Source organism: Natronorubrum halophilum (assembly GCF_003670115.1).
GTDB lineage: Archaea > Halobacteriota > Halobacteria > Halobacteriales > Natrialbaceae > Natronorubrum > Natronorubrum halophilum.
The window spans coordinates 104,870-129,506 of record NZ_QQTY01000003.1 but is presented as its reverse complement, the minus strand read 5'-3'; the positions used below and the strand labels follow the sequence as shown (position 1 = coordinate 129,506).

Annotated in this window: 27 protein-coding genes and 4 pseudogenes; 15 read left to right on the top strand and 16 right to left on the bottom strand. The window is 58.4% G+C overall.

The genetic code is table 11. From position 1 onward, the window contains the following. The first annotated feature begins 31 nt into the window (after positions 1–31). Entirely contained in the window at positions 32–526 is a 495-nt protein-coding gene (locus DWB23_RS12730; RefSeq protein WP_121743215.1) for a universal stress protein, read from the top strand. 127 nt (positions 527–653) lie between these two features. After that, a pseudogene (locus tag DWB23_RS12725) lies at positions 654–973 on the top strand (SOUL family heme-binding protein); the annotation flags it as partial. Positions 974–1,334: 361 nt separating this feature from the next. Here DWB23_RS12725 and DWB23_RS12715 read toward each other — a convergent pair. The 5 genes from DWB23_RS12715 to DWB23_RS12690 all read right to left on the bottom strand — a co-directional run bounded on the left by DWB23_RS12715 (position 1,335) and on the right by DWB23_RS12690 (position 4,529). Then, positions 1,335–1,787: a universal stress protein gene (locus DWB23_RS12715; protein ID WP_121743213.1), complete on the bottom strand. Its 453-nt coding sequence runs from the start codon at positions 1,785–1,787 to the stop codon at positions 1,335–1,337. 417 nt (positions 1,788–2,204) lie between these two features. Further along, positions 2,205–2,645, bottom strand: a complete 441-nt coding sequence (locus DWB23_RS12710; RefSeq protein ID WP_121743212.1) for a universal stress protein — start codon at positions 2,643–2,645, stop codon at positions 2,205–2,207. A 248-nt stretch (positions 2,646–2,893) separates the two neighbouring features. Continuing rightward, positions 2,894–3,097 (bottom strand): dodecin family protein, encoded by a 204-nt coding sequence (locus DWB23_RS12705; protein ID WP_121743211.1) that lies wholly within the window; start codon positions 3,095–3,097, stop codon positions 2,894–2,896. Between the two features lie 519 nt (positions 3,098–3,616). Beyond that, a complete protein-coding gene (locus DWB23_RS12695) occupies positions 3,617–4,036 on the bottom strand; it encodes a universal stress protein (RefSeq protein ID WP_121743209.1) in 420 nt (139 codons plus the stop codon). A gap of 82 nt (positions 4,037–4,118) precedes the next feature. Further along, a complete protein-coding gene (locus DWB23_RS12690) occupies positions 4,119–4,529 on the bottom strand; it encodes a universal stress protein (RefSeq protein ID WP_121743208.1) in 411 nt (136 codons plus the stop codon). 90 nt (positions 4,530–4,619) lie between these two features. Between DWB23_RS12690 and DWB23_RS12685 the strand changes: the two genes are divergently transcribed. Next, positions 4,620–4,778, top strand: a complete 159-nt coding sequence (locus DWB23_RS12685) for a hypothetical protein (protein WP_162989811.1) — start codon at positions 4,620–4,622, stop codon at positions 4,776–4,778. Positions 4,779–4,865: 87 nt separating this feature from the next. Here the strand turns inward: DWB23_RS12685 and DWB23_RS23460 are convergent, their stop codons facing one another. Next, positions 4,866–5,333 carry a hypothetical protein gene (locus tag DWB23_RS23460; protein ID WP_238717419.1) on the bottom strand — a complete coding sequence of 156 codons (468 nt, stop codon included), beginning with the start codon at positions 5,331–5,333 and terminating at the stop codon, positions 4,866–4,868. A 188-nt stretch (positions 5,334–5,521) separates the two neighbouring features. Between DWB23_RS23460 and DWB23_RS12675 the strand changes: the two genes are divergently transcribed. Continuing rightward, positions 5,522–5,983, top strand: coding sequence for a DUF2267 domain-containing protein (locus DWB23_RS12675; RefSeq protein WP_121743206.1), 462 nt, complete (start codon positions 5,522–5,524; stop codon positions 5,981–5,983). Positions 5,984–6,012: 29 nt separating this feature from the next. Here the strand turns inward: DWB23_RS12675 and DWB23_RS12670 are convergent, their stop codons facing one another. Further along, positions 6,013–7,260, bottom strand: coding sequence for a glycosyltransferase (locus DWB23_RS12670; RefSeq protein ID WP_121743205.1), 1,248 nt, complete (start codon positions 7,258–7,260; stop codon positions 6,013–6,015). Between the two features lie 325 nt (positions 7,261–7,585). Between DWB23_RS12670 and DWB23_RS12665 the strand changes: the two are divergent. Continuing rightward, a pseudogene (locus tag DWB23_RS12665) lies at positions 7,586–7,828 on the top strand (protoporphyrinogen oxidase); the annotation flags it as partial. Positions 7,829–7,902: 74 nt separating this feature from the next. On the opposite strand, the pseudogene DWB23_RS12660 reads toward DWB23_RS12665, so the two are convergent. Both DWB23_RS12660 and DWB23_RS12655 read right to left on the bottom strand, forming a co-directional pair. Next, positions 7,903–8,148, bottom strand: a pseudogene (locus DWB23_RS12660) (integrase core domain-containing protein); the annotation flags it as partial. A gap of 299 nt (positions 8,149–8,447) precedes the next feature. Continuing rightward, positions 8,448–9,584 (bottom strand): cation:proton antiporter, encoded by a 1,137-nt coding sequence (locus DWB23_RS12655; RefSeq protein WP_238717471.1) that lies wholly within the window; start codon positions 9,582–9,584, stop codon positions 8,448–8,450. A 233-nt stretch (positions 9,585–9,817) separates the two neighbouring features. On the opposite strand from DWB23_RS12655, the gene DWB23_RS12650 reads away from it, so the two are divergent. Next, positions 9,818–11,242 (top strand): sulfatase-like hydrolase/transferase, encoded by a 1,425-nt coding sequence (locus tag DWB23_RS12650; protein WP_121743203.1) that lies wholly within the window; start codon positions 9,818–9,820, stop codon positions 11,240–11,242. Between the two features lie 111 nt (positions 11,243–11,353). Here the strand turns inward: DWB23_RS12650 and DWB23_RS23990 are convergent, their stop codons facing one another. Then, on the bottom strand, positions 11,354–11,635 hold the full coding sequence (locus DWB23_RS23990; RefSeq protein ID WP_394341750.1) for a hypothetical protein: 282 nt from the start codon (positions 11,633–11,635) through the stop codon (positions 11,354–11,356). 124 nt (positions 11,636–11,759) lie between these two features. On the opposite strand from DWB23_RS23990, the gene DWB23_RS12640 reads away from it, so the two are divergent. After that, positions 11,760–12,563, top strand: coding sequence for a ZIP family metal transporter (locus tag DWB23_RS12640; protein WP_121743202.1), 804 nt, complete (start codon positions 11,760–11,762; stop codon positions 12,561–12,563). Between the two features lie 467 nt (positions 12,564–13,030). Here the strand turns inward: DWB23_RS12640 and DWB23_RS12630 are convergent, their stop codons facing one another. Beyond that, entirely contained in the window at positions 13,031–14,158 is a 1,128-nt protein-coding gene (locus DWB23_RS12630; RefSeq protein WP_121743200.1) for an AI-2E family transporter, read from the bottom strand. A gap of 82 nt (positions 14,159–14,240) precedes the next feature. Between DWB23_RS12630 and DWB23_RS12625 the strand changes: the two genes are divergently transcribed. Then, entirely contained in the window at positions 14,241–14,936 is a 696-nt protein-coding gene (locus DWB23_RS12625; RefSeq protein WP_121743199.1) for a CBS domain-containing protein, read from the top strand. Next, entirely contained in the window at positions 14,849–15,052 is a 204-nt protein-coding gene (locus DWB23_RS23985) for a hotdog family protein (RefSeq protein ID WP_121743198.1), read from the top strand. Before DWB23_RS12625 ends, DWB23_RS23985 begins: the two co-directional genes overlap by 88 nt. Positions 15,053–15,291: 239 nt before the next feature. On the opposite strand, the gene DWB23_RS12610 is transcribed toward DWB23_RS23985, so the two are convergent. Beyond that, positions 15,292–16,092, bottom strand: a complete 801-nt coding sequence (locus tag DWB23_RS12610; RefSeq protein ID WP_121743196.1) for an ABC transporter permease — start codon at positions 16,090–16,092, stop codon at positions 15,292–15,294. Between the two features lie 175 nt (positions 16,093–16,267). Here DWB23_RS12610 and DWB23_RS12605 point away from each other — a divergent pair, with 175 nt between their 5' ends. After that, positions 16,268–17,425, top strand: coding sequence for a COG1361 S-layer family protein (locus DWB23_RS12605; RefSeq protein WP_238717418.1), 1,158 nt, complete (start codon positions 16,268–16,270; stop codon positions 17,423–17,425). Positions 17,426–17,531: 106 nt separating this feature from the next. Here the strand turns inward: DWB23_RS12605 and DWB23_RS12600 are convergent, their stop codons facing one another. Then, a complete protein-coding gene (locus tag DWB23_RS12600; protein ID WP_121743195.1) occupies positions 17,532–18,470 on the bottom strand; it encodes an ABC transporter ATP-binding protein in 939 nt (312 codons plus the stop codon). Between the two features lie 117 nt (positions 18,471–18,587). Between DWB23_RS12600 and DWB23_RS12595 the strand changes: the two genes are divergently transcribed. Next, positions 18,588–19,232, top strand: coding sequence for an SOUL family heme-binding protein (locus DWB23_RS12595; RefSeq protein ID WP_121743194.1), 645 nt, complete (start codon positions 18,588–18,590; stop codon positions 19,230–19,232). 27 nt (positions 19,233–19,259) lie between these two features. On the opposite strand, the gene DWB23_RS23025 is transcribed toward DWB23_RS12595, so the two are convergent. Continuing rightward, positions 19,260–19,493 carry a CBS domain-containing protein gene (locus DWB23_RS23025; RefSeq protein ID WP_162989809.1) on the bottom strand — a complete coding sequence of 78 codons (234 nt, stop codon included), beginning with the start codon at positions 19,491–19,493 and terminating at the stop codon, positions 19,260–19,262. A 97-nt stretch (positions 19,494–19,590) separates the two neighbouring features. On the opposite strand from DWB23_RS23025, the gene DWB23_RS23455 reads away from it, so the two are divergent. Beyond that, positions 19,591–19,953 (top strand): hypothetical protein, encoded by a 363-nt coding sequence (locus DWB23_RS23455; protein ID WP_238717417.1) that lies wholly within the window; start codon positions 19,591–19,593, stop codon positions 19,951–19,953. 141 nt (positions 19,954–20,094) lie between these two features. Here the strand turns inward: DWB23_RS23455 and DWB23_RS12585 are convergent, their stop codons facing one another. Beyond that, positions 20,095–20,982, bottom strand: a complete 888-nt coding sequence (locus tag DWB23_RS12585) for a universal stress protein (protein ID WP_121743193.1) — start codon at positions 20,980–20,982, stop codon at positions 20,095–20,097. 96 nt (positions 20,983–21,078) lie between these two features. Further along, on the bottom strand, positions 21,079–21,672 hold the full coding sequence (locus DWB23_RS12580; protein ID WP_121743192.1) for a GNAT family N-acetyltransferase: 594 nt from the start codon (positions 21,670–21,672) through the stop codon (positions 21,079–21,081). A 910-nt stretch (positions 21,673–22,582) separates the two neighbouring features. On the opposite strand from DWB23_RS12580, the gene DWB23_RS12575 reads away from it, so the two are divergent. The 3 genes and pseudogenes from DWB23_RS12575 to DWB23_RS12565 all read left to right on the top strand — a co-directional run bounded on the left by DWB23_RS12575 (position 22,583) and on the right by DWB23_RS12565 (position 24,364). Next, positions 22,583–23,008: a universal stress protein gene (locus DWB23_RS12575; RefSeq protein ID WP_121743191.1), complete on the top strand. Its 426-nt coding sequence runs from the start codon at positions 22,583–22,585 to the stop codon at positions 23,006–23,008. Positions 23,009–23,099: 91 nt separating this feature from the next. Then, positions 23,100–23,548: pseudogene (locus DWB23_RS12570) on the top strand (universal stress protein). 222 nt (positions 23,549–23,770) lie between these two features. Continuing rightward, entirely contained in the window at positions 23,771–24,364 is a 594-nt protein-coding gene (locus DWB23_RS12565) for a flavodoxin domain-containing protein (protein WP_121743190.1), read from the top strand. The last annotated feature ends 273 nt before the right edge of the window (positions 24,365–24,637 follow it).

The following is a 24,637-nucleotide window of genomic DNA, read 5'->3' as shown; positions in this document are numbered from 1 at the left end:
AGTTATTGCCGGAGGTGTAGAGACGGAACGTATGACGTTCGTCGTCCCATTCGATGGATCGGACCTCGCGGAAGCTGCTCTCGTCAGGGCCGTCGAGTACGGCGTTGCACTCGACGAAGAGATCGCGGCCGTAGTCGTCGTCCCGGAGCGAAAACGATACGCACGAGAGAAGGGGTGGATCGACGAGAACGAACCGTACGATGTCGATGCAGTCGTCGCGGGTCTTCGCGAACAGGTACGGACGCTCGCGCCATCGGCGGCGTTCGAATTCGAACGACTCCGCGAGTTTCCTCCCGAGACCGAACTCGCCGATCACATCGAGCGACTGATACAGAACCACGATCCAAGCGTCGTGTTCCTCGGTAGTGACAACGTCGGCCGTATCGTAACACCACTGACGAGCGTCGGCGTTCACGTCGCCGCGGAGAAATCGTACGACGTGTTCATCGTTCGTCATCCGGCACCGCCTACGCTCGAGGCCCTCGAACCCCACTCCGAGTTCTACGAGCGGGTTGATTCGGCGTAGCGATCGTCTCGAGCCGTGCACGTATCTGGCGACTTGTCGTTCTGCGCGGGTTGCACAGCGTCACTTCGATGCAGTCGGCACGATCGACGAGCGGTGTAACAGGCCTCGAAGATACCCTGTGAAACTTTACCTCCCGTCGACGTACACGTCGGAAACTGCCCGACGCCGACCGACGCCGACGTTCGTCTCGTCGTCGAACCCTCGTGGACGGTCGCGGTGCGCCGAGTCTCGTGGTACGCGACGGACGTGCGAGTCGATCGAAAACGGGAGCGGCTACTCGAGCAACTCACCCGACGAGATCTCGAGGGGATGGACGAACCATCGCTGCTCCAGTACAACGATCCGTGGACGCCGCCGTTTATGCGAACCAACGAGATCGAAGTCGCCTTAGAGGACGTTCCGGGGCATCTCAGTAGCGGCCCTGGCCAGACGGTAGCAAGGGAATAGTACGTGCCGTCTGAAGCGTTCCGGATCGTGACGGGGTCACAAACGTTGAGTCGCCCTTCGACCAACGTTATTGGGAGCGCCGAATCGAGGACTGCGTTGCCCCGTTCGATCTCCGTTTCGACGAATCGTTCTAAGGCCGTGATTCCTGATCACGACGTGGTCGATACCGTACTCGACGACCACGTGATGCGGGCTTCCCGTCTCGGTGGTCGCTTCGGTCTCGCGGTCGACTCCGCCGTGATCGCGAACTCGAGCTGGGGTTCGCGAGTCCGTTCGGCCTGCTCGTCAGGGGGTTCCGAACGATCGCTCTCCGAACCGTGCTTTCGACCTCGGATGTGTAGCACCGATATTCGGCGAGGTACTACTCCTCTTCGTTCAGTTTCTCATCCCGAATGATCGTCACCGAGCCGGGCGATCGCCTGGCGACCCGTTCGGCGACGCTTCCCAGTAAGAACCGTTTGAGACCGCGTCGACCATGACTTCCGAGGACGATGTGGTCGACACCGTGCTCCTCGGCGTAGGAGATGATCGTTTCGGACGCCGCTCCAATTTCCGTTTCAGTCGTGACCTCCCTCTCGTACTCGCGTGCGAACGCTTTAGCTTCAGCGATCACTTCCTCAGCGGCCTCTTGGGATCGTTCGAAGGCTTCTTCCGGGTAGAAGACACCGTCGATCCCGTCTGCGCCAGCCCATTCCCAAGGGTCGTTCACGTAGAGGACGCGGATCGTCGCGTCATCGTACGTCAGGACTGCGTGGCGCAACGCGGCGATCGACTGCGGTGATTCGTCGAACGCGACTAGGATCGTGGCCGTCATACGTTCTCGATCCACGACCGCGGATAAGTATTCCAGTTACGGGGCAAGGACATATAGTACTGCGAGAGTGACCAGAAAGGCGGTCGACTGCGGAGCGTCCGGGCCAGGTCTGGTTCGTCTTTAAACTCCGTCCCGCGACGGGACAGTACCCGCGGCAGCTACTTGACGGCGTCCGCGAACGCGAGGGCAATGCCCTCGTCGAGCAACGACAGCAGCGCCGGAAGCAGGCCGTCCTCGAACGTTCAGGCTCAGTACTGCGAAATCGTTACGTTCCCGCGGAATTCCGCGACGAATGTCTGCGTCCGTTCTCGAGGTCGCCGCGAATCGAGCTACGACGTCGGGGATGGTGAACGTCGAACGGATGACTACGAACGCGCCTCCCTCCTACCCGTCCCGGTCCGCCGCCGATCCGTTTCGTTATCGGACGATCGTCACCGGAACCGATGCTCGCCGCGTTACGGTTTCGGCGACGCTTCCGAGCAAAATTCGGGCGACACCGGATCGACCGTGGCTGCCTATAACGATGTGGTCGACGTCGTTCTCATCAGCGTATTTGAGAATCGTTCGAGCAGGCCGCCCCGTTTCGACTGCGGTCTCGAGGACTGTCGTGTCGAGAATACCTGCGTCGTCTGCTCGGTCGCGTGCCTGTTCGCCAAGTTCCTTACCGCGTTCGATGGCCCGTTCGTGGGCCTGTGCATCGTAGTAACCGCCGCCTCCAGAATCGCTGTACACGCCTTCCATCGGATCAACGACGTGTAACGCTGTGATCGTCTCGCCGTCGTAATTCGCGACCGCATGGTCGAACGCTGCCCACGATTGCGGTGAGCCGTCAAGTGGCACGAGTACGTGTGCTCCCATACCTGATCAACATCGCGGGAGTACAAGAAACGCACCCGGGTCGAACCGTACGAGCAACGGGTATCCCGTCAAGACGGACACCGGTGCCGAGCCGATGACCTGTTGGGCGCCGCTCCCGAGAGCGAGTCGATCGAGGCGAGATCGCTTTGTACAGTAGCACAGATACCGAATCGAGAACCCGTGGCCCCTTCGATGATCGTACCGGCTGTATTCTAGTCGACTATTGCCGAAGTCGTGCTGCTGAACGGTCAGTGCTCGACCGGAAACGCGATTTCGGTCGTCGCTTTGTACTGAACGATCTCGCCGTCTTCGACATCTGCTGTCCAATGTTCGACGTGAACACCGGAGATGTCGTCAACCGTCTGGCTCGCTTCACGGAACGCTTCGTGAGCGGCGTCTTCCCATGATTCTTCTGACGTTCCCATAACTCGAATGACTTTGACTGCTGTCATGGCAGTCACCGTACCACAGACTCCGTTATAATTCTCACCCGCCCCGATCGTGACGTTCGCGTTGGCAAGGAGTCGGCGCCTGGCAACCGGTGACTATCCTGTGGAATCGACGTATCGGTCTCTCGAGAATTGATCCAAATCGTCACGGTTCACGTGTCGACTGCGGAGACCATCGAGCCGATCCGTCCCACACCCGTTCCCGTCGTGAATACTCCGAATCTTGCTGATGAGTGTGACGTCTCGGCCGACGTGCTACTCGAACGATTCTCCAAGATGGTCGAAGACGGAACGCTCGGACACCATCGAGCCGAGGGCAGATGGCACCTCTGGTAGCCCGCACTCGAAGACTAACAGATAATGGGAGGTGACGAACAGCTGCCAGGACCATCTCTTCGATTCGGTTTTCGTCGGTTTCGACTGCCTATCGCGTTCCGCCACGCTTGCTCGCGGCGATCGATGAATGGATATTCTCCCGATCGGGCGGTCGAACTTGGAGTGAAGGGAAACTACCGCCGTGGGTCACGCAGTCAACACCGGCCGATCCGCCGAGCGGACGATGCGTTCGGCGACACTGCCGATTTTGCCGGCTCGAGCGTGACTCTGGCCCTGGTAGCCGATCACGACGAGATCGGCATCGATCTCGTCAGCTGCGTCGAGGGCCTCCTCCCAGGGACGACCGTGACAGACATCCCACGTACACTCGATACCGGCGTTGTCCGCGCGATCGCCTAACTCCTTGAGCATCGCTTGCCCCTGTTCCTCGAGCTGGTTGAGGACGATCGCAGTACTACTCAATGCAGGTTCTCCGTACCGGTACGTCTCCACGCAGTACAACGCGTGAACGCGAGCGTCGTACTGCTCTGCGAGCGCCAGCGCGTGTTCGACGGCGCGGTTCGCCGGATCGCTTCCGTCGGTCGGAACGAGAATCGTGTCGTACATTGAACCACTCGGTGGCACACCGAACCGAGGCATATACCTTTCATCGCGACGTTTGACACGTTCCGGGCGGGTCGTCCTCCGATCAAGCCGTGATCACCGGCCGACCCGCGGTTCGAACGACCCGTTCGGCGACGCTTCCGAGCTGTTCGTCAGGGCCGGATCCGAGTCCCCGATTGCCGAGAACGACGAGGTCGGCCTCGATAGCCGAGGCGTAGGAGTCGATCTCTTCGTCCGGACGTCCGCTTCGTATTTCGGCCGTGAGGTCGACGTCTGTCCTCGCGGCGACGTCTTCGAGAACCTCCGCTCCACGTCCCTCGAGTTCTTCGAGGACGCCGCCCGCTTCGGACAGCACCGATCGTCCGTACCGCGTCGTGTCGACGACGTAGATCGCGTGCAGATCAGCGTCGAACGACGAGGCGAGATCGGTCGCGTGATCGATTGCACGGTTTGCGGCGTCGCTTCCGTCCGTCGCCACGAGGATCGTATCGTACATAGGCGTAATTCTATCACACTCGGATCGGACATATACTTTACAGATGTCAGTTATGTTATGATCGGGTCGGTTCTACTCGGTTTTTGCTCGATGAACGACTTCGAGTCCACTGTTTGCTGCGTGTTCTATCGGCTACGCGGTGCCGGCGTCGCTCGAGAGTCGTCCGACGCCCACCCGCCGTCGAACAGTGGGCGAAAACGGCGCATCCTCGAGGTTCGAACCATCTCGCGGACCGAACGAAACGGATGAAACAACCGAATCGGTAGGGCGGTCCGTCGCTAATTGACCCGGTCCGCAGCGGGTTCGGTAGTCGCTGACGGTACGTTCGAGACGCCCCTAGTCCTGAGAAAACCGAGGAACGGCCTCCGGCGATTCTGCGATGATCCACCAGATAACGTCCACCGACGGATGACTGCGTTCGACGTGTTCGCGCAGAAGCGCACCCGTCTCGTAGTCGTCTCCGCAGATGTTGCACCGATGGTGGTGATGGGAGGGAGAGAAGAGGTGATCTCGCTGTCCGTCACGGTGGATCCGAGGCGGGAGCGTCTCGTCGGTCGATCCGCCCCTCGAGAGACCGCCCCGAATGCGAAGCGCCAGTTGATCGAAGTGGAGGAACTTCGGGTGATCCACGACGAGTTCCGAAAGGACGGCAAACGGGATCGCAATTAGTACAACGATACCAATCACGTCCGGCGTGACCGCTGCGTCCGTCGCGATTACGACGGCGAGAACGTCCTCGGTGACGCCGAAAACGATGCCGATGACGAAGAACTCGAGGAACCGCTTGAGTCGCTGGGCGTTCATACGACAGTATACGTACCGGAACCGCGAGATTCTTTGGTATCTCTCGGTGCGTCCGTCGTGGAGTTGGTTCGAGGAACGTTCGTTTCGGGTTCGCTCGACCGTCGAACACCGACCCTCGTCGAAACGACAACTGATACGCCGACGAGAGGGGTTTTATACTACTGAGCGGTGTGCAATCTTCGAGTGCTATGAATTTCGACGAGTTCACCGGTCAGGTTCAGCATCGACTCGAGCTACCCGGAACGGGTGAAACCGTTCGAGCGATTAGAGCGACGCTCATGACGCTCGGACAGCGGATTCCGGACGGCGCAGCCGAGGATCTCGCGGCCTCGCTCCCGATGGAGATCCGCTGGTACATGACCGGCGCCGTCAACGAGCACGGCCAGCGATTCGACTGGCGGGAGTTCGTCTCGCGAGTGAGCGAAATCGAAGGGACTGATCCGTCCGAGGCTTCGTACCACGCCCGCGTCATCGTCGATCTCGTTCGGACGCAGGTTCCTCCATCTGATTTTCAGCAACTCCGCGATCAGCTTCCCGAAGACCGACGGGACGAGAACTGGGAGAAGCTATTCGAAGTCGTTGACGCTGGCGGTTGGGGTGACGCCGAAGAGGCACAGACGGGTGGCGGACCGCAACCCGAGAGCGAGTGATCCCAAAACCGGCCTGTGAGACGGATACGTTACACTGTGTCTCTGAGTTCACCGAACAACTCGAGACAGTCCGCGAGTTGGCGAGGCAGCAGGAACTGTTTCCGAATGGTCATACGTCCGTGATTTCCCAACTGCTGACGGAGCGATCCGTCGGTGAGCAGGCGTATCATTCGATCCGAAACGGTCTCGAGATCGGTTGGCTCGACGAGGTAGCCGTTTTCGGCGTCGGCTATTTGAAGCGGAATCCCGCCGACGTTCGATCCGATCACCGGCGTTCGCTTCCAGAGCGCCTCCGAAACTACGAGTCCGAACCCCTCCCGTAACGACTTCTGAACGACGACGTCCGCGTGTCGTTGCAGGAAGTTGACGGTCGTATCGGGGAGATCCGTCAGAACGTGGACGTCCGTATCGTCGGACACCTTTGCGACGGTGCGGTCGTAGATCTCGACGCCTTCCGGGTCGTCGTCCGCCATTCCACCTACCAGAACCAGTCGTGCGTTTGGGACGATCGTTTTGATTCGACGAAAGGCGTCTATCACTCCTGAGTGGTCCTTCCACGGATCGAATCGGGATACCTGGGTCACTACGGGCACATCGAATGAGAGACCATCGGCTTCTAACCGATTGCGTTCGATGGCCGCCTCCGCTTGATCGAGTCGCCGATTCTTTTCTCCCAGTGGATCGATAGCGGGATGGATAACGGTCGATGCAGGGCCGGCGACCTCCCGTCCGTACGCGGCCCGACTGAACACGACGTGATCGAATCGACGAACGTAATCCGAGACGAACTCGAGGATCGACCGCGCCGGGGACGTTACGTCGAGATGGCAGCGCCAGACGAACGTAGTGTCTGGATATCGGTCTTTCAGGAACGAAATCATCCCAAGCGGCTGTGGATCGTGCAAGACGATGATATCGTACGCATTCGTAACCGCGGTAGCGTTTCGTTCGGTAACGGTGCGGTACGTCGCCTTCATCTCATCGGTCAGCGTGATCTCGTCCCCCTGCAGACCGTTGTGGAGCGATTTCGTCACGTCGAAGAACGACTCACCGGCATCCATGACGAACCAATCGGTCTCTACTCCCACGTCCATGAACAGCGGAACGAGCGATCGAAGCAGTTCCGCGACGCCGCCGCCGGACGCCGCCGAATTGACGTGGAGCACTCGAGTCTCACTGAGGTTGTCTGCGAGCGTCTGTATGTGCCGAATTCGGTCGGAACCGACGATCGGTCCGTAATCGGTCAACGTTCGATCGTGAGTGGATGGTGAACGCATGATGTTCTCGGTACCGTGCCTTCTCCGAACAGGGGTATGAATCGAACCAGCGATAAGATTCGAAGAACGTTCGAGTGAAATATCCTCGCTTCGACGACGTCGTTGAACTATGTCTGACAGCCGAGCGGGTTCGTGCGTGAAGTGCTTCCCTCTTGCACGTCTGTCTGGTCTACAAACTCTGAAACAGATGCTTACGAGATGACAATTCAAACAGAACGCCCGAGACGAGTAGTGTCGTCCCAGCCTGCTGGCGAAGAACGTAGGAGTCGAGGGGTGGGACATGTACGGCCGGATTTTGATCGCCGTCGACGGGAGCGACAAGGCCGATCGGGTCGGCTTCTTCGACGGTGCGCTGCGCTACTCGGAGTACGGCTTCCTTAAGCGGCTGCTGATGAAGCAGATCGCCAAGCGAACTATTTCCGAGATGCCCGAGGCCGACGCGTCGGGGGACATCGAGTTCACGGACTGGGCCGAAGTCGAGGCGTTCGCCGGCGACGTGGCCGCGTTCGTCGAAGATCGCCTCGGCGTCACGCCGCCTGTCTCGGGCGACGAGGCGGAACTCGAGTGAACGCCGACGGACTATCGGTGTGACGACGACCGTCTCAAGGGCACTGTCTAGTTTAGCACCTCCGCTGGCGGTTGTTAGTTGAGTGGTTGGTGCGGTCGCTGTGTGTTATAGTAGTGTGCGAACTGTTCAAGCCACTCTCTAACGCTTGCCCGACTACCAACCTACGAATTATGGAAGCGGTCGATCCGCATTTTGAGGGTATGAAACCACCTTTCGATGTGGCTTCGGTTGACATAGTCGAGGTGACCGCCCAATCCGAAGCGAGAGAGTGCAGTCAGATATCCAGCATCACCGACGAGAAACTCTGCGTCAGAGAGATCCAAACTAACTCTACGACCTGCTCGCTTCTCAAATCACGCTAACTAGACGATGCCCTCAAAATGAACCTGTCTGTTTTATGAGTATATTCTAAGAGAACCGTGTCTTCAGAGCCAAGCTCAACATTATCTCCAACGACGGCAACATTTGCTCCAGAAGTTGGGGTTGACCTACTCAATACGTGTGGTTGTGAACACGTGATCATCCCTAGTCTCTCCAGCACCGCATAGAAGGCATTCCAATCGAGAGCATTGCTGACGATTCGAAACGGGAGCTCATTCGGTCAGAAGGGGTGATTGATTCACCGATCCATCCGGTTGATTGCCCGCTTCAAAAGAGGGGGCGTCGAAAGCACGGAAACGAGTACGAGTGCGAGAACCGCCGAAAACAGTCGTTGATCGATAATCCCTTCGGCGAGCGCCCCAGTTACCACGACTAGCTCAACGCCAGCGCGGGGAAGCATTCCGACCCCAACAATCAGCGCTTCATCGCTCGGGTGGCCGACGATCCACGCACTGAGATAACTGCCACTAATTTTCGCAAACACACCCGCCGTGACGACAGCGATAACGAGTAGGTCAAACTGAAAAAGGACAGACGGATCCATCTGAGCGCCAACGTTAACGAAGAATAACGGAATGAACACTCCGTAGGCGATCCCGACGATGCCCCCGCGGATTTCCACGTCGCGAAATCGACGTTCGCTCCCGACGATTAGTCCGGTGATCAAGCCGCCGACGATCACGTCTAACCCGGCTGCGTCAGCCGCGTACCCGAACAGAAATAATACTCCCATGATACCCAGCAGATCCGCGCCTGGTTGTTGAAACCGGGCGAGAACGCGAGACACTCGTTCAATCAGAAACCGTTGAACGACGATTATCCCGAGAAAGAACACAGCGATGAGTCCGAAAATGCGCACGTATTGACCGGCCGATGCTCCAGCTTGTTGCGTCGTCAGTAGCAGCGAAAAGGCAATGAGACCACCTATTTCGGCGGTAACTGCCGCGCCTATCACGTGAAGACCGTAACGCGTGTCGAGACGATCGAGGTCGAGAAATACTCGCGCGGTGATCCCGATTGACGTGACACCCATTGTAATTGCCAGGATTCCGCTCGCAGCGAGCGAGTACCCAAAAGCGAGTCCGATCGCGACGCCGATTATCGCTGGGAGTCCCGCACCAAATAGCGCAATGATAGCGACAGGGACGCCACCACGCTCGAGGTCGCCGAGATCGATCTCCTCGTAACCAGCGTCGAACAACAACAGCATCGAACCGATCGCGGCGAGTACCGCGAACGTTCCTGACGGATCGACGATCCCGAGGACGTGCACACCGAGGATGACACCGACGAGGATTTCACCCAGAATGATTGGCTCGCCTGCTCGTTCGACGAGTTCGCCGAGAACGAGCGCTCCAGCGAGAGCGATCCCCACTGTGAGGAAGACATGAACGTCCGTCACAGTGTGCTTCACTACGCGAAGCGTGAAAAATCAACGAGTGGAGCCCACAGAAGCCCGATTTGTTGCTCGAATCGACCCCGTTCACCCGTTATAGATTCGATCTCGCTGTTTACGATTACGGACGAACACCACCCTACTCACGTATTACAAAACGATCAAATGAAACCAGGAAATCAATTTTTACGTCCGGATGTTGGCGAGTCTGCATGGTAACTCGACCAAACGTGCTCCTCCTAGTCACCGACCAGGAGCGTTACGATGTCAGCGCATCCGACGGACCGGAAGTGCGAACGTCAGGGTACGATCGATTGCGAGCAGAAGGTATGCACTTCGAACGCGCCTACACACCGAGCAGCATCTGCACCAGTGCGAGGGCGTCGCTACTTACCGGCCTGTATCCACATAACCACGGCATGTTGAACAACTGCCATGAAGAGGAAGCTGTCCTTCGGAATCTCCCAGAGCGGTTTCCGACGTTCGCCCGATCGCTCCAAGCAGCTGGGTACGAAACCAGCTACGTCGGGAAGTGGCACGTCGGACGAGACCAACGTCCGGAACACTTTGGTTTCGATCATTACCAAGGAACTGACTCCAACGTGTTGGACGATACACTTCGCGCGTATCATCGCTCGTTCGGCATCGATTCCGACGAAATCGATCTCGAAGACGAGTTGTATACGGATCACTCCGACGATCCGGATCTCATCTCGGCAACACTGCCGATTCCGATCGAGGCCACGCGGACGTACTATTACACGGAACTCACGATCGATCGCCTCCGTCGGTATGCAGACGATGATACTCCCTTTCTTCACCGACTCGACTATCCGGGTCCGCATCATCCGTACGTCGTTCCGGAGCCGTACGCCTCGATGTACGATCCCGAAGAGATCGAGCCGTGGTCGTCGTATTCGGAAACCTTCGACGGTAAACCGCGTATTCACGAGTTGCAACTCGCCAATCGAGGCGTCCGTAGCTTCGACTGGGACGACTGGGCGGCGATCGTGAGCAAGTACTTCGGGTACGTGTCGTTTATCGCAGATCAGGTCGACCGCCTGCTCGCCGCGCTTGACGAACTCGGATTAACGGAGAACACCGTCGTCGTCCACACTTCGGACCACGGCGACTTCACCGGGAGTCACCGACAGTTCAACAAGGGACCCCTCATGTACGAGGAGACGTACCACGTCCCGCTTGTCGTTCGATGGCCGGACGTCGTCGAGCCCGGATCGGTCTGTACGGAATTCGTCCAACTGCACGACCACATGCCGACGATTCTCGATATCGCCGGTCTCGATGCGCCTTCTGGGATCGACGGGAGGAGTATTCGCCCGCTTCTCGAAGGAACGACACCGGCGGATTGGCCGCAACGGGTTTTCGCGGAGTATCACGGCGACGAGTTTGGATTCTACTCACAGCGGATGCTCGCGAGCCACCGTTTCAAATACGTTCATAACGCGTTCGATATCGACGAACTGTACGATCACGATTCAGACCCGCACGAACTTCGCAATCTGATCGATCACCCCGAGTACGAGTCAGTGCGTCACTGTTTGCAGGAAGCACTTCTCGAGGAGATGGAGAGCACTGACGATCCATTTTTTGAGTGGACAGAGAAGGCACTCACGTGACCAATTCGGACAACAACCGTTTCAAATCTGTAATCACGCCACGCTCTTTGCTGGAACGAGGTGACAAAGTGGGTTCCGCCGCGAGCGCACTCGCACCGGACAGAGCGCCGCTCACGCCCATCCCGTCGACGAGGGTCGAACTGCTCCACTCGAGGGCGCCGCCGCGCTGGTCGTGATGACGAACTCGGGAAAATTTGTCGCGATCGCCAGCAAAAGGAGGCCGCTGAGCGCTTCGCCTAAGCCCCAGCGAACGGAGAGAACGTCGGTGGTGTCGGATAGCTGGACGCCGGCCAAATACACCGCTACCCCTGCGACGGCGAAGACGATCGCGGGAACGAGTAATGAAACCGCGGCTCGCTCGCGACTACGACATTCGACAGTATCGATCCCCACCCTGGTGGGTGATCAGTCTGGACACTGACTTTTCCTCGGTGAATACCGCGCCAGGGAACCGAGACCGAGACAGCTTATTGTATCCTCCGAACATACGTGTACGTCCACGCGGCGCCCGCTATCCATGACCTTCCTCCAAGATTTGACGTTCGTCCTCGTCGCTGCCATCCTCACTAATTTGGCCGCCGGATTAGGCGCGCTTCCGTTCTTTTTCATCGATGAAATCAGTGACCAGATTTACGTCGTCCTCTGGGGACTCGCGTCGGGCGTCATGCTTTCTGCCTCCCTCTTCGGACTGCTCCCGGAAGGACTCCGACAGGGATCACCGTTACTCGTCGTTGGCGGTGCTGTGGCCGGGGTCGGCCTCGTTATTGTCGCAAAGCGGGCGCTTTCGAACTACGAATTCCACCCGGAAACGATCTCAGAAGCCGATTTCAGACAGTTAGTACTCATCGTCGGGACGCTAACCGTCCACAGCTTTCCCGAAGGCGTCGCGGTCGGCGTCGCGTTCGCGGATCTACCGGTTGGAGGTCGTGGCATTGACGTCCTCAGGTTTACCGTTCCACTACTCGCCGTCTTCGTCACCACGGCTATTGCGATCCAAAACGTCCCCGAAGGGTTAGCGGTCGCGATTCCGCTGAAAACCGCCGGGTTATCGAACACCAAGATCCTGGGATGGGTGTTGTTCTCGAGTTTACCACAACCGATTGCGGCGGTGATCGCCTTCTACTTCGTCAACGTCACTCGAGCGGTGCTCCCAATCGGACTGGGTTTTGCGGCCGGTGCGATGATTTTCCTCGTTATTTTCGAACTCCTTCCGGAAGCGCGCACGCGGGGATCACAGCTCTCCGGCAGCGGACGGCTCGAACTGGCGGTCGGGTTGGTCATCGGCATCGCGATCATGTCACCGCTACTCATTTCCGGCTGACGGAACGCTAAGCATAGATTGACGGATCGAAGTCAGCATCCGATATTCGAACACTGACCGCAGGCTCACCAGAGACGCGAAATCACACCGCGGACAGTAAAACACGAACTCGCGTACTCGACGAGCGGCTGGTTGCTCCTCTCGAGCGCACTCTGGCTCACCCTCTACGCCGTTGGTTACGCGGTCCCGCCCGAAGTAGTCCTCTTCCTTGTTCCACTCGGTGGGATAACGAACGTTCTCCCCCTTCCGGGGCCTTGGAAGCGTCGAATCGGTATCCATCCTGTTGCTCGTTACGACTGCAGACGTGCCGGCAGCGGACGCGACGGCTGCGACGCTTCTGTATCGAGCGGCGACGTACTGTCTACCCCTTCTGTTCGGGGTTGGAACTGTGACGGGGTTACAGCCGATTTGGTTGCGGACGAATACTCAGAAGGCTAGGTAAAATTCCGGGGTAGAAACGTCGTCTATCACGGATTCTCCGAATCGTGATCGCTATACTCAGAGGTTCCGGGAGAATGATGATCGCCGTGGAGCAATCGTGGTAATTGGTGTTGAACGAACACTACTGTGACGACCATGATGACTGGGCCGAGAAAAATTCCGTACCAGCCGAAGATTGGCGGGCCTAAGATGTACGCAAATAGTACTAGCCCCGTCGGAAACATTCGTCCCGAAAGAATCGGTCGCACGTAGGTTCGGATGACGCCATCGAACAAGAGACCCATGACGACGTAGAACGCGACGGGAAACCAGAGGGCGGTGGGGTCCGTTCGAATCGCTGTCAGTGCGAGGTAGCCGACGATACTTGCGTACACGATGTTCCGGCCGACGAGCGGAATCACCGACGCGAGCCCGGTCACGATCGCCAGCAAAAGGACCTGTGGAATCTCGAGCCCCGTCGGCGCGATCACGTTGAGCCCTGTGTATACGACGCCAGCTAACAGCACGATCGCGAGAATCGTCAGCGTATATCCGAAAAAGACGGACTGCAATCCCTCGTCAACGTTCCGTAGATACGTCGTTACGTTGGGTTTCTCCCCGATGATCTCGGTTCGAAGCCACCGCCCGATTTGGCGTTCGTCGCGGACCAGAAAGAACGCAAACAGAAACGTAACGAGCAACAAATACGATGCAGTGAGAAATTGACCGACGAGCCCGCTGAGCCACTGCACAATGGTGCTAAGCCTCGGATCGGTTGCGAGATCCTCCGCGAACGGATACAGTTCGGGTTCGGTCGTCGGAAGTTCGTCGGCATCTACTCTCGGAAAAAGCCGTTCGAGAACGACGTCAAAATCGGTTACCTCCAGCGTAGCGATCTGAATGATCGCAAGCGACATGATAACGAATAGGACACCAACGAAGGGAAGGACAATGAGAACGAGCGTCACGGCGGCGCTCGTTCCCGACGAGAATCCGCGTTGGTGGAGCCGCCTCGAGATGGGGCGAGCGACGTAGTACAGGAAGATCCCGAAGACGATCCAACCGAGATAGTCGCGCAATGCAGCGATCAACACAATCGAGAGCGCGAACGCGAACGCCCACCACCAGCCTCTCGATCGCAACCACTCAGCGTCGACGTCTCCGTTCGGGATCATGGGAAGATAACGAACACCCCTGATGAAAAAGACGCTTTGGGTGGCGTCAGGTGGTTATGGATCTCGACGTGGTCCGTAACCCATGGTCGTTTCAGTATCTGTGGAAGACGTGATGGATGCCGTCGAGACGGCTCTACCGGACGATACCGTCGACGAGCTTGCTAGACGCTTCGTTGAGTTGGGACTCGAATCGATTGCGATCGTTGACGACGGCGACCCGATCGGTATCGTCACGCGATCCGATTTCGTGTCGCTAATCGCGTCGAACGAGCTGATGATGCAGACGACGCGCGAGTTCATGTCGGAACCATTGATCTCCATCGAACCGCTGACGTCTGTTCACGAAGCAGCAAAGGTGCTTTACGAGCACCAAATCAACCAGCTCCCGGTCCTTGATAATGAGAGGTTCATTGAACTCGTTACCGCGACTGATCTCTCACATTTCGTGATGGACGCTATGATGATCAATGGCGTGTCGACGCCGTCGCTCGAGTCGATCACGAGGGAAGAGCTCGAGTGGAGCTACGAGTACGACGACGAAGGCGAACCGGGCGTAAGTGTCGGTGATATCGTCACGTTCACGAAACTGATCACGGAAAATGATATCGAGCTATTTGCTGAAGTGAGGGTGACAAAAATCTGCTTCACCCGGACGAGTAGTTCGCGAAACGAACGCGGTTCAGCCATCGAATCGTTCACAGCGCACTTACGTCGAGCGTTATCAGCGCTGCGTTGGCACAGCTCCCCGGACTCGTCATTTATCTCGGACAGGCCATGAAGTTCGTCTCACCGGTCGAGTACGACGAGGACGGCGTACCGGTCATCCGCTGGGAGGTTGTGGTTTTCATCGATCGACTCCCAACCGTCGTAAATGGGGAGAATATCGACGAATGAGCGTTCGAAAATTGCGTACCCGTGACCGACTCTTTTGGGTACTACTCTGCACAGCGATCGGGCTCAGCGGTATCAGGTTGTTGTTCGCGTGGAAACACGAAATTAGATACGTCGGCCTCGCATTATTCTCCGTCTTCGTGTTGTTGGTTTTCGTACTATATGCGATCGCTCGAGAAGAGAAAGAAGCGTTCAGCGGTTGAGACGAGAGACGGTTGAGAATGCGACTCGGACATTACACGTCACCCAGAGAGGTCGCGGCGTTCGAAGTATTCGGCACTGGCGACGATCAGCACGACGATTGCGATAAGGAGAATAGACAGGTCGCTCCACGACACGTCGCCATCGATAAGAATTGCGCCGGGGTCGAAGTACCGCGAGAACGCGATGTCGCCGAGCCACTCGTAGTCAGTGTTGAACGTGAACGTGTCGAGGAGAAACAGCCCGAAAACCGCCCCGGAACCAGCGGTCTGCGCGCGGCGAACAGAATCAAACGTGACCGACGCAAGCAGTCCGACGCTGGCGCAAGCCAGCAGGTAGGCGACCGAGTACGCATGGACGGCAAACAGATCCACTGCGTCGATCGACTCGTCGACGAGGGCGACGCCAACGTACACCGCGAAAAACGTGATCGCATTCACGAGGACGACTCCTGGAACGAGTGATAGGAACTTGGCTACCACCGCTCGAGTCCGAGTTATCGGCAGGGACAACGTTAGCTCCACTGTCCCGCGTTCGACCTCCCCAGCGACCGTCGAGGCGGCGGCGTACGCATAGTAGACCGCGAGCAACAACACCCAGCCGAACTGGTACAGCTGGGAGACGAGGTACCCCTCGATCGTGGTCAATGTCGTCACGTTCCCTACGAACGCACGCGTTGCCTCTGGCGGGAGCGATTCGAGGTAGGCGTCGAGATCTACGCCCGATTCTTGAATCGACGGAAAGAGCGCGATGGTGAGGACGATCAGCGCGATCAGCGCACTGCCGAGTAACAGCGACCCTCGAAGCCGGCGATCGGCCTCGAACGAGGTGATCTCGAGCATCGTGAATCGGCCGTTGCCGATTCCCGACGAGCAGCAGTCGCTTATAACCGTGTCAAGACAGCGGTGACCGTTCGCAGTAATGATCTGTTTGCACGATAACGGTTCAGTAATTGTCCCATTCGTATCTGTAACAGGTGAAACCGTTTATTATCGAGTGGTTCATCCCAAGACGGGTGTGATTGATCGAGAGCGGACGGAACGTCGTCTGGCGTGGCGAACGGTTCTCATCGCGTGCACGCTCTTCGTCATCGGCTCGCTCGCAACGAGTGCCGTCGCGGCGACACCGCTCCCCGAAGTAGACTCACTTGAATCTGTGCAAGACGAACTCCCGCCCGAGGAGGAGAACGCAGGGGAACCGACAGACAACGAAAGCGACGTACCAGCCGATACGCCGATTCAGAACGGATCTCCGGTCCAACCGCCCGTCGATACGTCGTGGCCCCCGCCGACCGACCCGCGAGCGGAGGAGGGTGGGCTCGTTCAGGGGCCAGAAGGAAACGTCACCGTTGCAGTCGACGACGAACAGTCCATCGGCGCGGGGGACGCGACGACGCTATCGCTTGAGGTAGCTAACGAGGGCGACCAGGAGGCGACCGACATCGTCGTGACGGTGCAGTCTCAGAACGGTGTCGTGACATTCGGTCCCCCGGCAGCAACGCAGCCGACTCGGTCCGTCGTCGTCGACGACCTCTCTCCCGGGGACGAAGAAACCGTGACGGTCGACATCGCGGCTGCGGACGTCGATCCGGGATCGTATCCGCTGTTTGCGACCGTCCAGTACCGGATCGACGTCGACGACCTCGCCAACGAGAGTCCGCCGGCCGAAACCGACGGCGGGATCGTCGGTTCGGAAGATGCGGGCGTCCGAACCGGCGGTCCGACGCTGCTCGAGGTAGAGATCGATGAGCCCCGATCGTTCGAAGTGACACCCGTAACCGAGGACGTACCCGTCGACGACGAGGGGATGTACGAGGTCCGGATCACAAATGAAGACGACGAGCCGGCAACCGGCGTCGTCGCGACGATCGAGGTTGGGCCACCCTTGACGAGCGACTCGCCGACGGCGTACGTCGGAACGCTCGAGCCAGGCGAGTCCAAAACGGCATGGTTCGCCGTCGAGTCGTCGCCGGATTCGATCGAGACGACTACCAGCGTCGCGCTCACGCTCACCTACGAGACCGATGCGGGCGACCGGATGATCGAGCAGCCGGAGTCGATTCCGCTCTCGATCGTCGAGGCCGAGGAAGACACAGACGCCGACTCCATAGCGCCATTCGTCGCAGTCGGGATCGTTTTACTCCTCGCTGCGATCTGGTGGCTACGAAGGCGATGACGCCGAGGTGTACAGCCTCTCCCTTCATACGATCGCTGTCACCGTGTATCGGAGCAACCGGATGACGGGACACCGTCGACCCGGTAGTGACTGACAGCAGACCGTATCAGAGACCGTCGTCTACCGTCGTGGAATCGGTCTCCATCGCGTTGTCCGCGCCGTCGTAAAAGTGCATGAATACGTCTTCGATAGAGGCCTCACGGACCTCCAGATCGATAACGGTGTACTCGTCTAATCGATCGATTAGAGCGTCAAACTCTTTGGAGAGAACTAGTCGATACTCGCCGTTCCGCCGGTCGACGTGCGCGACACCAGGGAACTCGAGAGATGCGGCCGGCGGCTCCTCGGCCAATCGGACCCTGGCGACGGTGCCGCCTTCCGCGAGGATGTTGCTGACGGTATCGAGTTCGATTAGCCGCCCGTCTCTGATGATCCCGACGCGATCGCAGACGCGGCGAACCTCGCTCAGGACATGTGAGGAGAAGAAACTCGTTTGTCCTTCCTCCTGTCGCTCCTCGAGCAGTTCGTAGAATTCGTGTTGGACGAGTGGATCCAAGCCAGCGGTCGGCTCGTCCATGATCGCCACCTCGGGATCGTGCATGAACGTCGCGACGATGGCGAGTTTTTGCTTGTTACCGCTCGAATACGTTTTCACGTGCCGCTCGAGAGGCACCGGAAACCGCTTGAGGAGTTCAGATCGACGCTCGTCACCGCGAAGCCGACCAAAGTGGTCGAGGACGTCCACACCGGTCACACGATCGTAGAAGGTAACATCACTCGGAAGGTAGCCAACGTGTCGTTTCACGTCGCGCAGTTCGACCCGGTTCGTGACGTCTCGTCCCAGCAACGACACCGAACCGTCGGTGGGTTTCAACAGACCGAGGAGGAGCCGAATCGCCGTCGACTTTCCCGCTCCGTTCGGACCCAAAAAACCGAAGATTTCGCCCTCGTCGACGGTGAACGTGAGTTCCTCGACCCCTCGAACGTCGCCGTAATACTTGGTCAGAGACTCGAATTCGATCGGTTGTGCCGCTGTAGCGTTCACGCATCGAACGACGACGTTCCTGAACTTATACGTTCCAGACGAACCGTAACGGTTCTGATCGTTGCGGGGCAGTGAATTGCCCCCCAGATCTATTGGGATTTGAGTCGTGCGACGCCTATGCGATTCGTACGAAAGCTACTACTCGGAACCGCCGCGCTGGTCGGACTGTGGATCGGGTGGGGTGTGTACGTCACCCGAACGACCGAACGCGTCCCGTTGGAGACGCTGGATCGCTTCGACGGTATCGAGATCCGCCGCTACCCGCGGACGATCCGTGCCGAGACAACGGCTCCTGACGCAGCGACGGCGTTCAGACGGCTCTTTCGCTACATCTCGGGTGAAAACACGCGTCGCGAAGACGTAGCGATGACCACACCGGTTACAGTCCGCGGGACGTCGATCCCGATGACCGCTCCCGTGCGAACAGAGTCAGACGGCGACGAGGTGATGATGGCATTCTACCTACCGCGAACGTACACCGACGAGACCGCACCGGTGCCGACCGATCCGGCTGTTCGGCTCGTCGTCGACCCACCGCGTACGGTGGCGGTTCGACGGTTCTCGTGGTACGCGACCAATGAACGCGTCGATCGAGAGCGAGCCCATCTGCTCGAGGAGCTCTCACGGCAAGATATCGAGCGGCGCGGCGAGCCGACGCTCCTCCAGTACAACGATCCATGGACGCCGCCGTTCATGCGAACGAACGAGGTCGAAGTCGAACTCGAGGCCCCGCCGGAGCAAATCCGCCGCGAGGACCCGTAATCGCCACCAGACTCACACGATCCCCGCCTATTTCCGAAGATCTGCAACCTCGATGATGCCGGACCCGGTCACAGCACCGATCACGTGGCCGTCCGTTTCGACGAGCAACTGATCGGCGTGGTTCGACCAGAGTTGCACCAACGCGTCCATCGCAGCCGTCTCTGCCGAAACTGATACCGTCTCTCGAGCCACCACGTCGCCAACGGTGACAGTTGTCGCATCCCCTGTCCGAGTGATGCTATCGAGCGTAGCGATTCCCACAACGTCGCCGTCCTTACCGACACGTTCTGGTTCGACGCTCAGCGAGAGCCTGTTGGGCGAAGCGATTGCACCCAAATCGACGCCGGCCGCAGACGGAATGGGACAGTATCGAGTCTTCCTTCCCGTTGCGAACCCCGAGACGGAACGCGATTTCCTTCGCATGGCAGCGGCCAGTGCACACGAACACGATGCGGAAAACGCCGAAGTGATCGCCGTAAACGTCATCGAAGTCCCACAGCAGACATCACTCACACATACGGTGGAAGACGACCGTATCGACTTCGACCGGTTGGGAGCCACGTTGTCCGACGAAGACGCCCGCGCGAGCGCCGAGACCTGGGAAATCGAACTCCGCCACGTTCACTTACCGGCGCTCGAGATCCGGGGGTGTGGTCGAGTACGACGCCCACGCCGGGACGATCAAATATTATCGCTGCGAACTGGTAGCGGACGTCCTTGAGCTAGCGTACCTGACGGGCGGGCTCGCGATCTACAAATTTCGAATCGACGACTGCAGAGGGACCACACACCGAGGACTGCCGCCCACCCTCCGGGGGACGAGTAGCGGCCACCGAACGTCCGCTCGCCGATGGGGCCGTAATCACCTGACGATCGTTACCGGCGTGGACGATCGTCGAACGATCCGCTCGGCGACGCTCCCGAGCAAAATATGCGTTCCGCCGTCGTGGCTGTGGCTACCGATGAGAACGTGGTCGGCCCCGATTCGATCGGCGTACTCGAGGATGACACGCGGCGGGACCCCAGACTCGATTGCCGATTGGAGATTCGCATCGGTATCGTCCACAATCGAGTCTGCGATCCCCAGAACGCGGTCCGCGTCCCGATCCGCTCGCTCGTGCCAGGTTCGGACTGCATCGTACCACTCCTTGAAATCGGTGCAGTCGCCGCTGCGTATGCCGAGGTGGTCGAGATCGTCCACGAACGGATACCGCACGTAGAGCACGTGCACCGTCGCGTCCGGAAACGTGTCGATCGCGTGTTTCAACGCGTTACACGACGGAGACGATCCGTCGAAGGGAACCAGCACCGTATCCGGAGACGCGATTCGTCCATCGTTGAACGTCGATCGAAGGACGGTGACCGGAACCCGCGCCCGGCGGACGATCGCTTCGGGTACGTTCCCGATTGAATCGGCTGCGGTATCCGAACGATGGGTTCCGTGGATCACGATCCGATCGAACGTATACAGGTCGGCGTATCGCAGGATCGTGTGAATCGCGTGCCCGTAGACGAATTCGGACGAGATCGTTGTCGAACGAACGTCTGCGACGGCGCGTACGGTTCCGAGGACGTCCTCCGCCCGTTCGTATCGTTCTCGTGCCTGTTCTTCCGAATCCGGAATCGTCGCGAACGGGTCGAGCGTGTGGAGTGCGGTAATCGTCTCGCCGCCAAAGATATCGGCTGCGTACTGCAATGCTGACTGCGAGCGCTGGGATCCGTCGTAGGGAACGAGAATCGAGTGGACCATACTGAAGATCCAACGAGCAGCGCAAAAATAACGGGGGTTGAGTACGACCGCGTAACCTCGATTGACCATCTCAGCGAGTGGTCATAGAACAGCTAATTAGCGGTCGGATGCCTCGAAATACTCCTCTCGTGAAATCGTGTATCTGTGAACGTCGGCTACGGTATCGGCCTGCGGATGCCAATTCCGCAAAAGCCCCTCGTATTGACCGTCATACCGTTCAACATACTTTTCGATTGCACGTCGAGACTTCTCGTTCCCGTCACCATGGGCGGCAACAACGAGTTCGAGGTCGAGTCGGTCAAACGCGACGGAGAGGATGGCATCGGCTCGTTCACCTGAATAGCCGCGCCCCCAAAATCGCTTGTCGAGGATGATACCGAGGCTGGCAGACCGTTTCTCCCAGTCGGGGTACAGGCCCGTCGTTCCAGCGATGGCACCTGCATCGTCTTCGCCTTCCTTTGGCCGTATCACGTATTTTGCAGCCTCCCCATCGTTCCACAGTTGTTCTGCTTTGTACACGTAGTCGTACGTCTCTTTCACCGTGTCGTGGGGGTTCGAATCCCAGTACTCGAACATCTCCGCAGTTTCGTCGCCCGTGCTGTAGAACTCATGGAGGGCAAACACATCCACAGTGTCGTGTGTAAACCGTTCGAGATGGAGGCGTTCCGTCTCGATGTGTTCAGGAAACATAGTGTACTATTCGTAGTCATCAATGATAATTGTTGAGTACACAGGCTTGTTCTATCAGTTCAATCAATGATCTCGAAGTGAAATCAACACCGCGTAATCGTTTTATGACGCAACAATCGTGATTTCGGGACCGATCTCGTCGGCGTACGCGAGGATTATCGCGATGACAGCGACGAACGAGCGATCTGTGAAAATGCTCGAACCATCGACTTTCAAGCCTTCTGGCGGCGAGGCCGTGTAGCATGGCCAGGACATCAACTATACATCATAATGGAAAATTGTCGCGAGGCTTGATCGTATCGAATCTCAGATCAAGATACTGTTTGAATTACTCCATGTTGGGCCGCATCTGTTTCGAAAATAGCCTATTTCCAGTAGCCGCTATTACGACCGTATGTGTGTAAATTTTGGCAGTTCTACCGACGTATCGCGGGAAATCGGTGCATCCTTCGCTGAGCCGGTGGTAGCGATCAGTAAGACGACGTGAAAAATGAAAGATATGCGTCATACGGTCCCAAATCAGGTTTCACTCGGCTTCGCGGTAGAAACCTGACAGTTTCACGAGACAAGACGGTACTGGACCGTTCGGATTTGATCTCGATGCATTTTCCCTCCCATTGACAGCTACTCCGTGAGCGGGTAGAACGACCCCATCTGAGAGGCTGTCGAGAACGAACGTTGTCACGCCGAGCCGACGGCTTGTCGTAGATCTGTGAGAATCCTACAGGAGACGTGACAATATCTGCAGGTGTTCTGACGCTCATACGAGTCTGTCGAGTACATAGCCAGGGAATACGGAGTTGAGCCGTGCAGGTTGCCCCACGGAACACGTCAAATCGGTGTTCGATAGTCGTACTGGCGGCTCAAACACGGTCACCGTATTATATCGGTGGATCACGTGTAGACTCACATGAGTAACCGACTCCTCGTTCCGTACGACGGTTCGGAACCGGCGAAAGACGCACTCGAGTACGCGCTCGAGAAGTTTCCGGATGCGGACGTAGTCGCCCTATACGTCGTCCCGGTTCCGGAAGGCTACTCGGCGGTATTCCAAGATCCCGAAGAGCGGATTCCCGCCGTCGATCGGGCCCGCGATCACGGACACGATATCCTCGACGATGCGACCGAACTCGCCGCGGACCGCGGCCGCGATCTCGATACCGAAACTGTTACCGGGAAACCCGATCACGAGATCGTCGATCTGGCGGAGAAGGAGGCGTACGATACGATTGTCATCGGAAGCCATAGCCGTGAGGGGATTTCGCGTATCCTACTCGGAAGCGTCGCGGAAAACGTCGTCCGTCGATCGCCGGTCCCCGTCATCGTCGTCCGGTAGCGTCGACTTCGGATCGAGACGGAAGCCAGTGCGCGTCTGGACCGAGGTTCGCCGGATAGTACCTTGGGACTCCGCGAGGGACGCCAGTTCGGTGTCTCGGCAACTACTGGTTCCTGTCGGTGGATCACCGCCATCTAAACGAGCGCTGGAGCACGCGTTCGAGGAGTACAACGACGCGTCCGTCATCGCGCTTCACGTACTCGATCCCACGGATCTCGCCTACAGTTCACCGACCGACGTCGGCGTCAGAAACGAACCGCCCCACGGATTCGACGAGTGGTATGGGCGGGCGAACGGAGCGGAGAAAAAATTTTCGACGACGCATGTGAACTGGCGAGTAAATACGACGTGGCGCTCGATATCGAAACCGAGATCGGCGAACCCACACGCGAAATCGTCGACTACGCCGAGGAGAACGAGATCGATCACATCGTCATAGGCAGCCACGGACGAACCGGAGAGACGCGACTGTTGCTCGGCAGCGTCGCCGATATGGTTGTCCACCGGTCGCCGGTCTCTGTCACCGTTATCCGCGACTAGGCTGATCGATAGTCGTTTCCCATCCCCTTCGGAACCGATTCGGGCCGCAGACGGGATCGATACTGGTCGCTGTAGAAATCTGCAGAACGATGTCGTGGTCGTCACCAACGCCCTCGAGATCAATCGCATTCTCTGTAGAGAGCGGTCCGTCAATCGAGCGTCGGTGGGGATTCGACCAGGTGATCGTTTTATACTTGCACTCGAGGTAGGGGTACTAATCCAATGATATCCTTTCTCGTGCTCTACGGCACCGGTGAGGGACAGACAGAATCCGTGGCTGCTCGTATCGCCGATGTGCTCGGCAAACGCGGACACGACGCGCCGACGATCGACGTCGACGACCGTCCGGCTGCGTTCGACCTCGGCGAGTTCGACGCGGCTCTCGTCGGCGCGTCGATCCACGCCGGCAAACACCAGTCGTCGGTCCTCGAGTTCATTCGATCGAATCAAGCGGAGCTGAACGCGATGCCGACGGCGTTCTTTCAGGTGTCGCTGTCGTCCGCGACCGAGGAGGGTCGAGCGCAGGCGGCGGGCTACTTCGAGGAGTTCGCCGCGGAGACGGAGTGGCACCCCGATCGGGTCGGCTTCTTCGGCGGTGCGCTGCGCTACTCGGAGTATGGCTTCCTCAAGCGGCTGCTGATGAAGCAGATCGCCAAGCGAACTATTTCCGAGATGCCCGAGGCCGACGCGTCGGGGGACGTCGAGTTCACGGACTGGGCCGAAGTCGAGGCGTTCGCCGGTGACGTGGCCGCGTTCGTCGAAGGTCGCCTCGGCGTCACGCCGCCTGTCTCGGGCGACGAGGCGGAACTCGAGTGAACGCCGACAGACTATCGGCGCGACGACGACCGTCTCGAGCGGTACGTTCGCCAGCGCCAGACTGGCCGAAAATCCGTGACCGATATCGGAGCACTACACCTCGTAGCCAGTGTCCGTGAAAACCGATTCGAGTGGCGACCGGTCGTAGGCGGTTGCGATTCCGAGTCGATAGACGATGTATCGCGGCCAGACGTCGTACGATTACGAATGGCTCATCAATCTCGGTGGGGACCGATCCGAGTCGCTGCAACCGCGGGTGACGTTGTAGAGCGG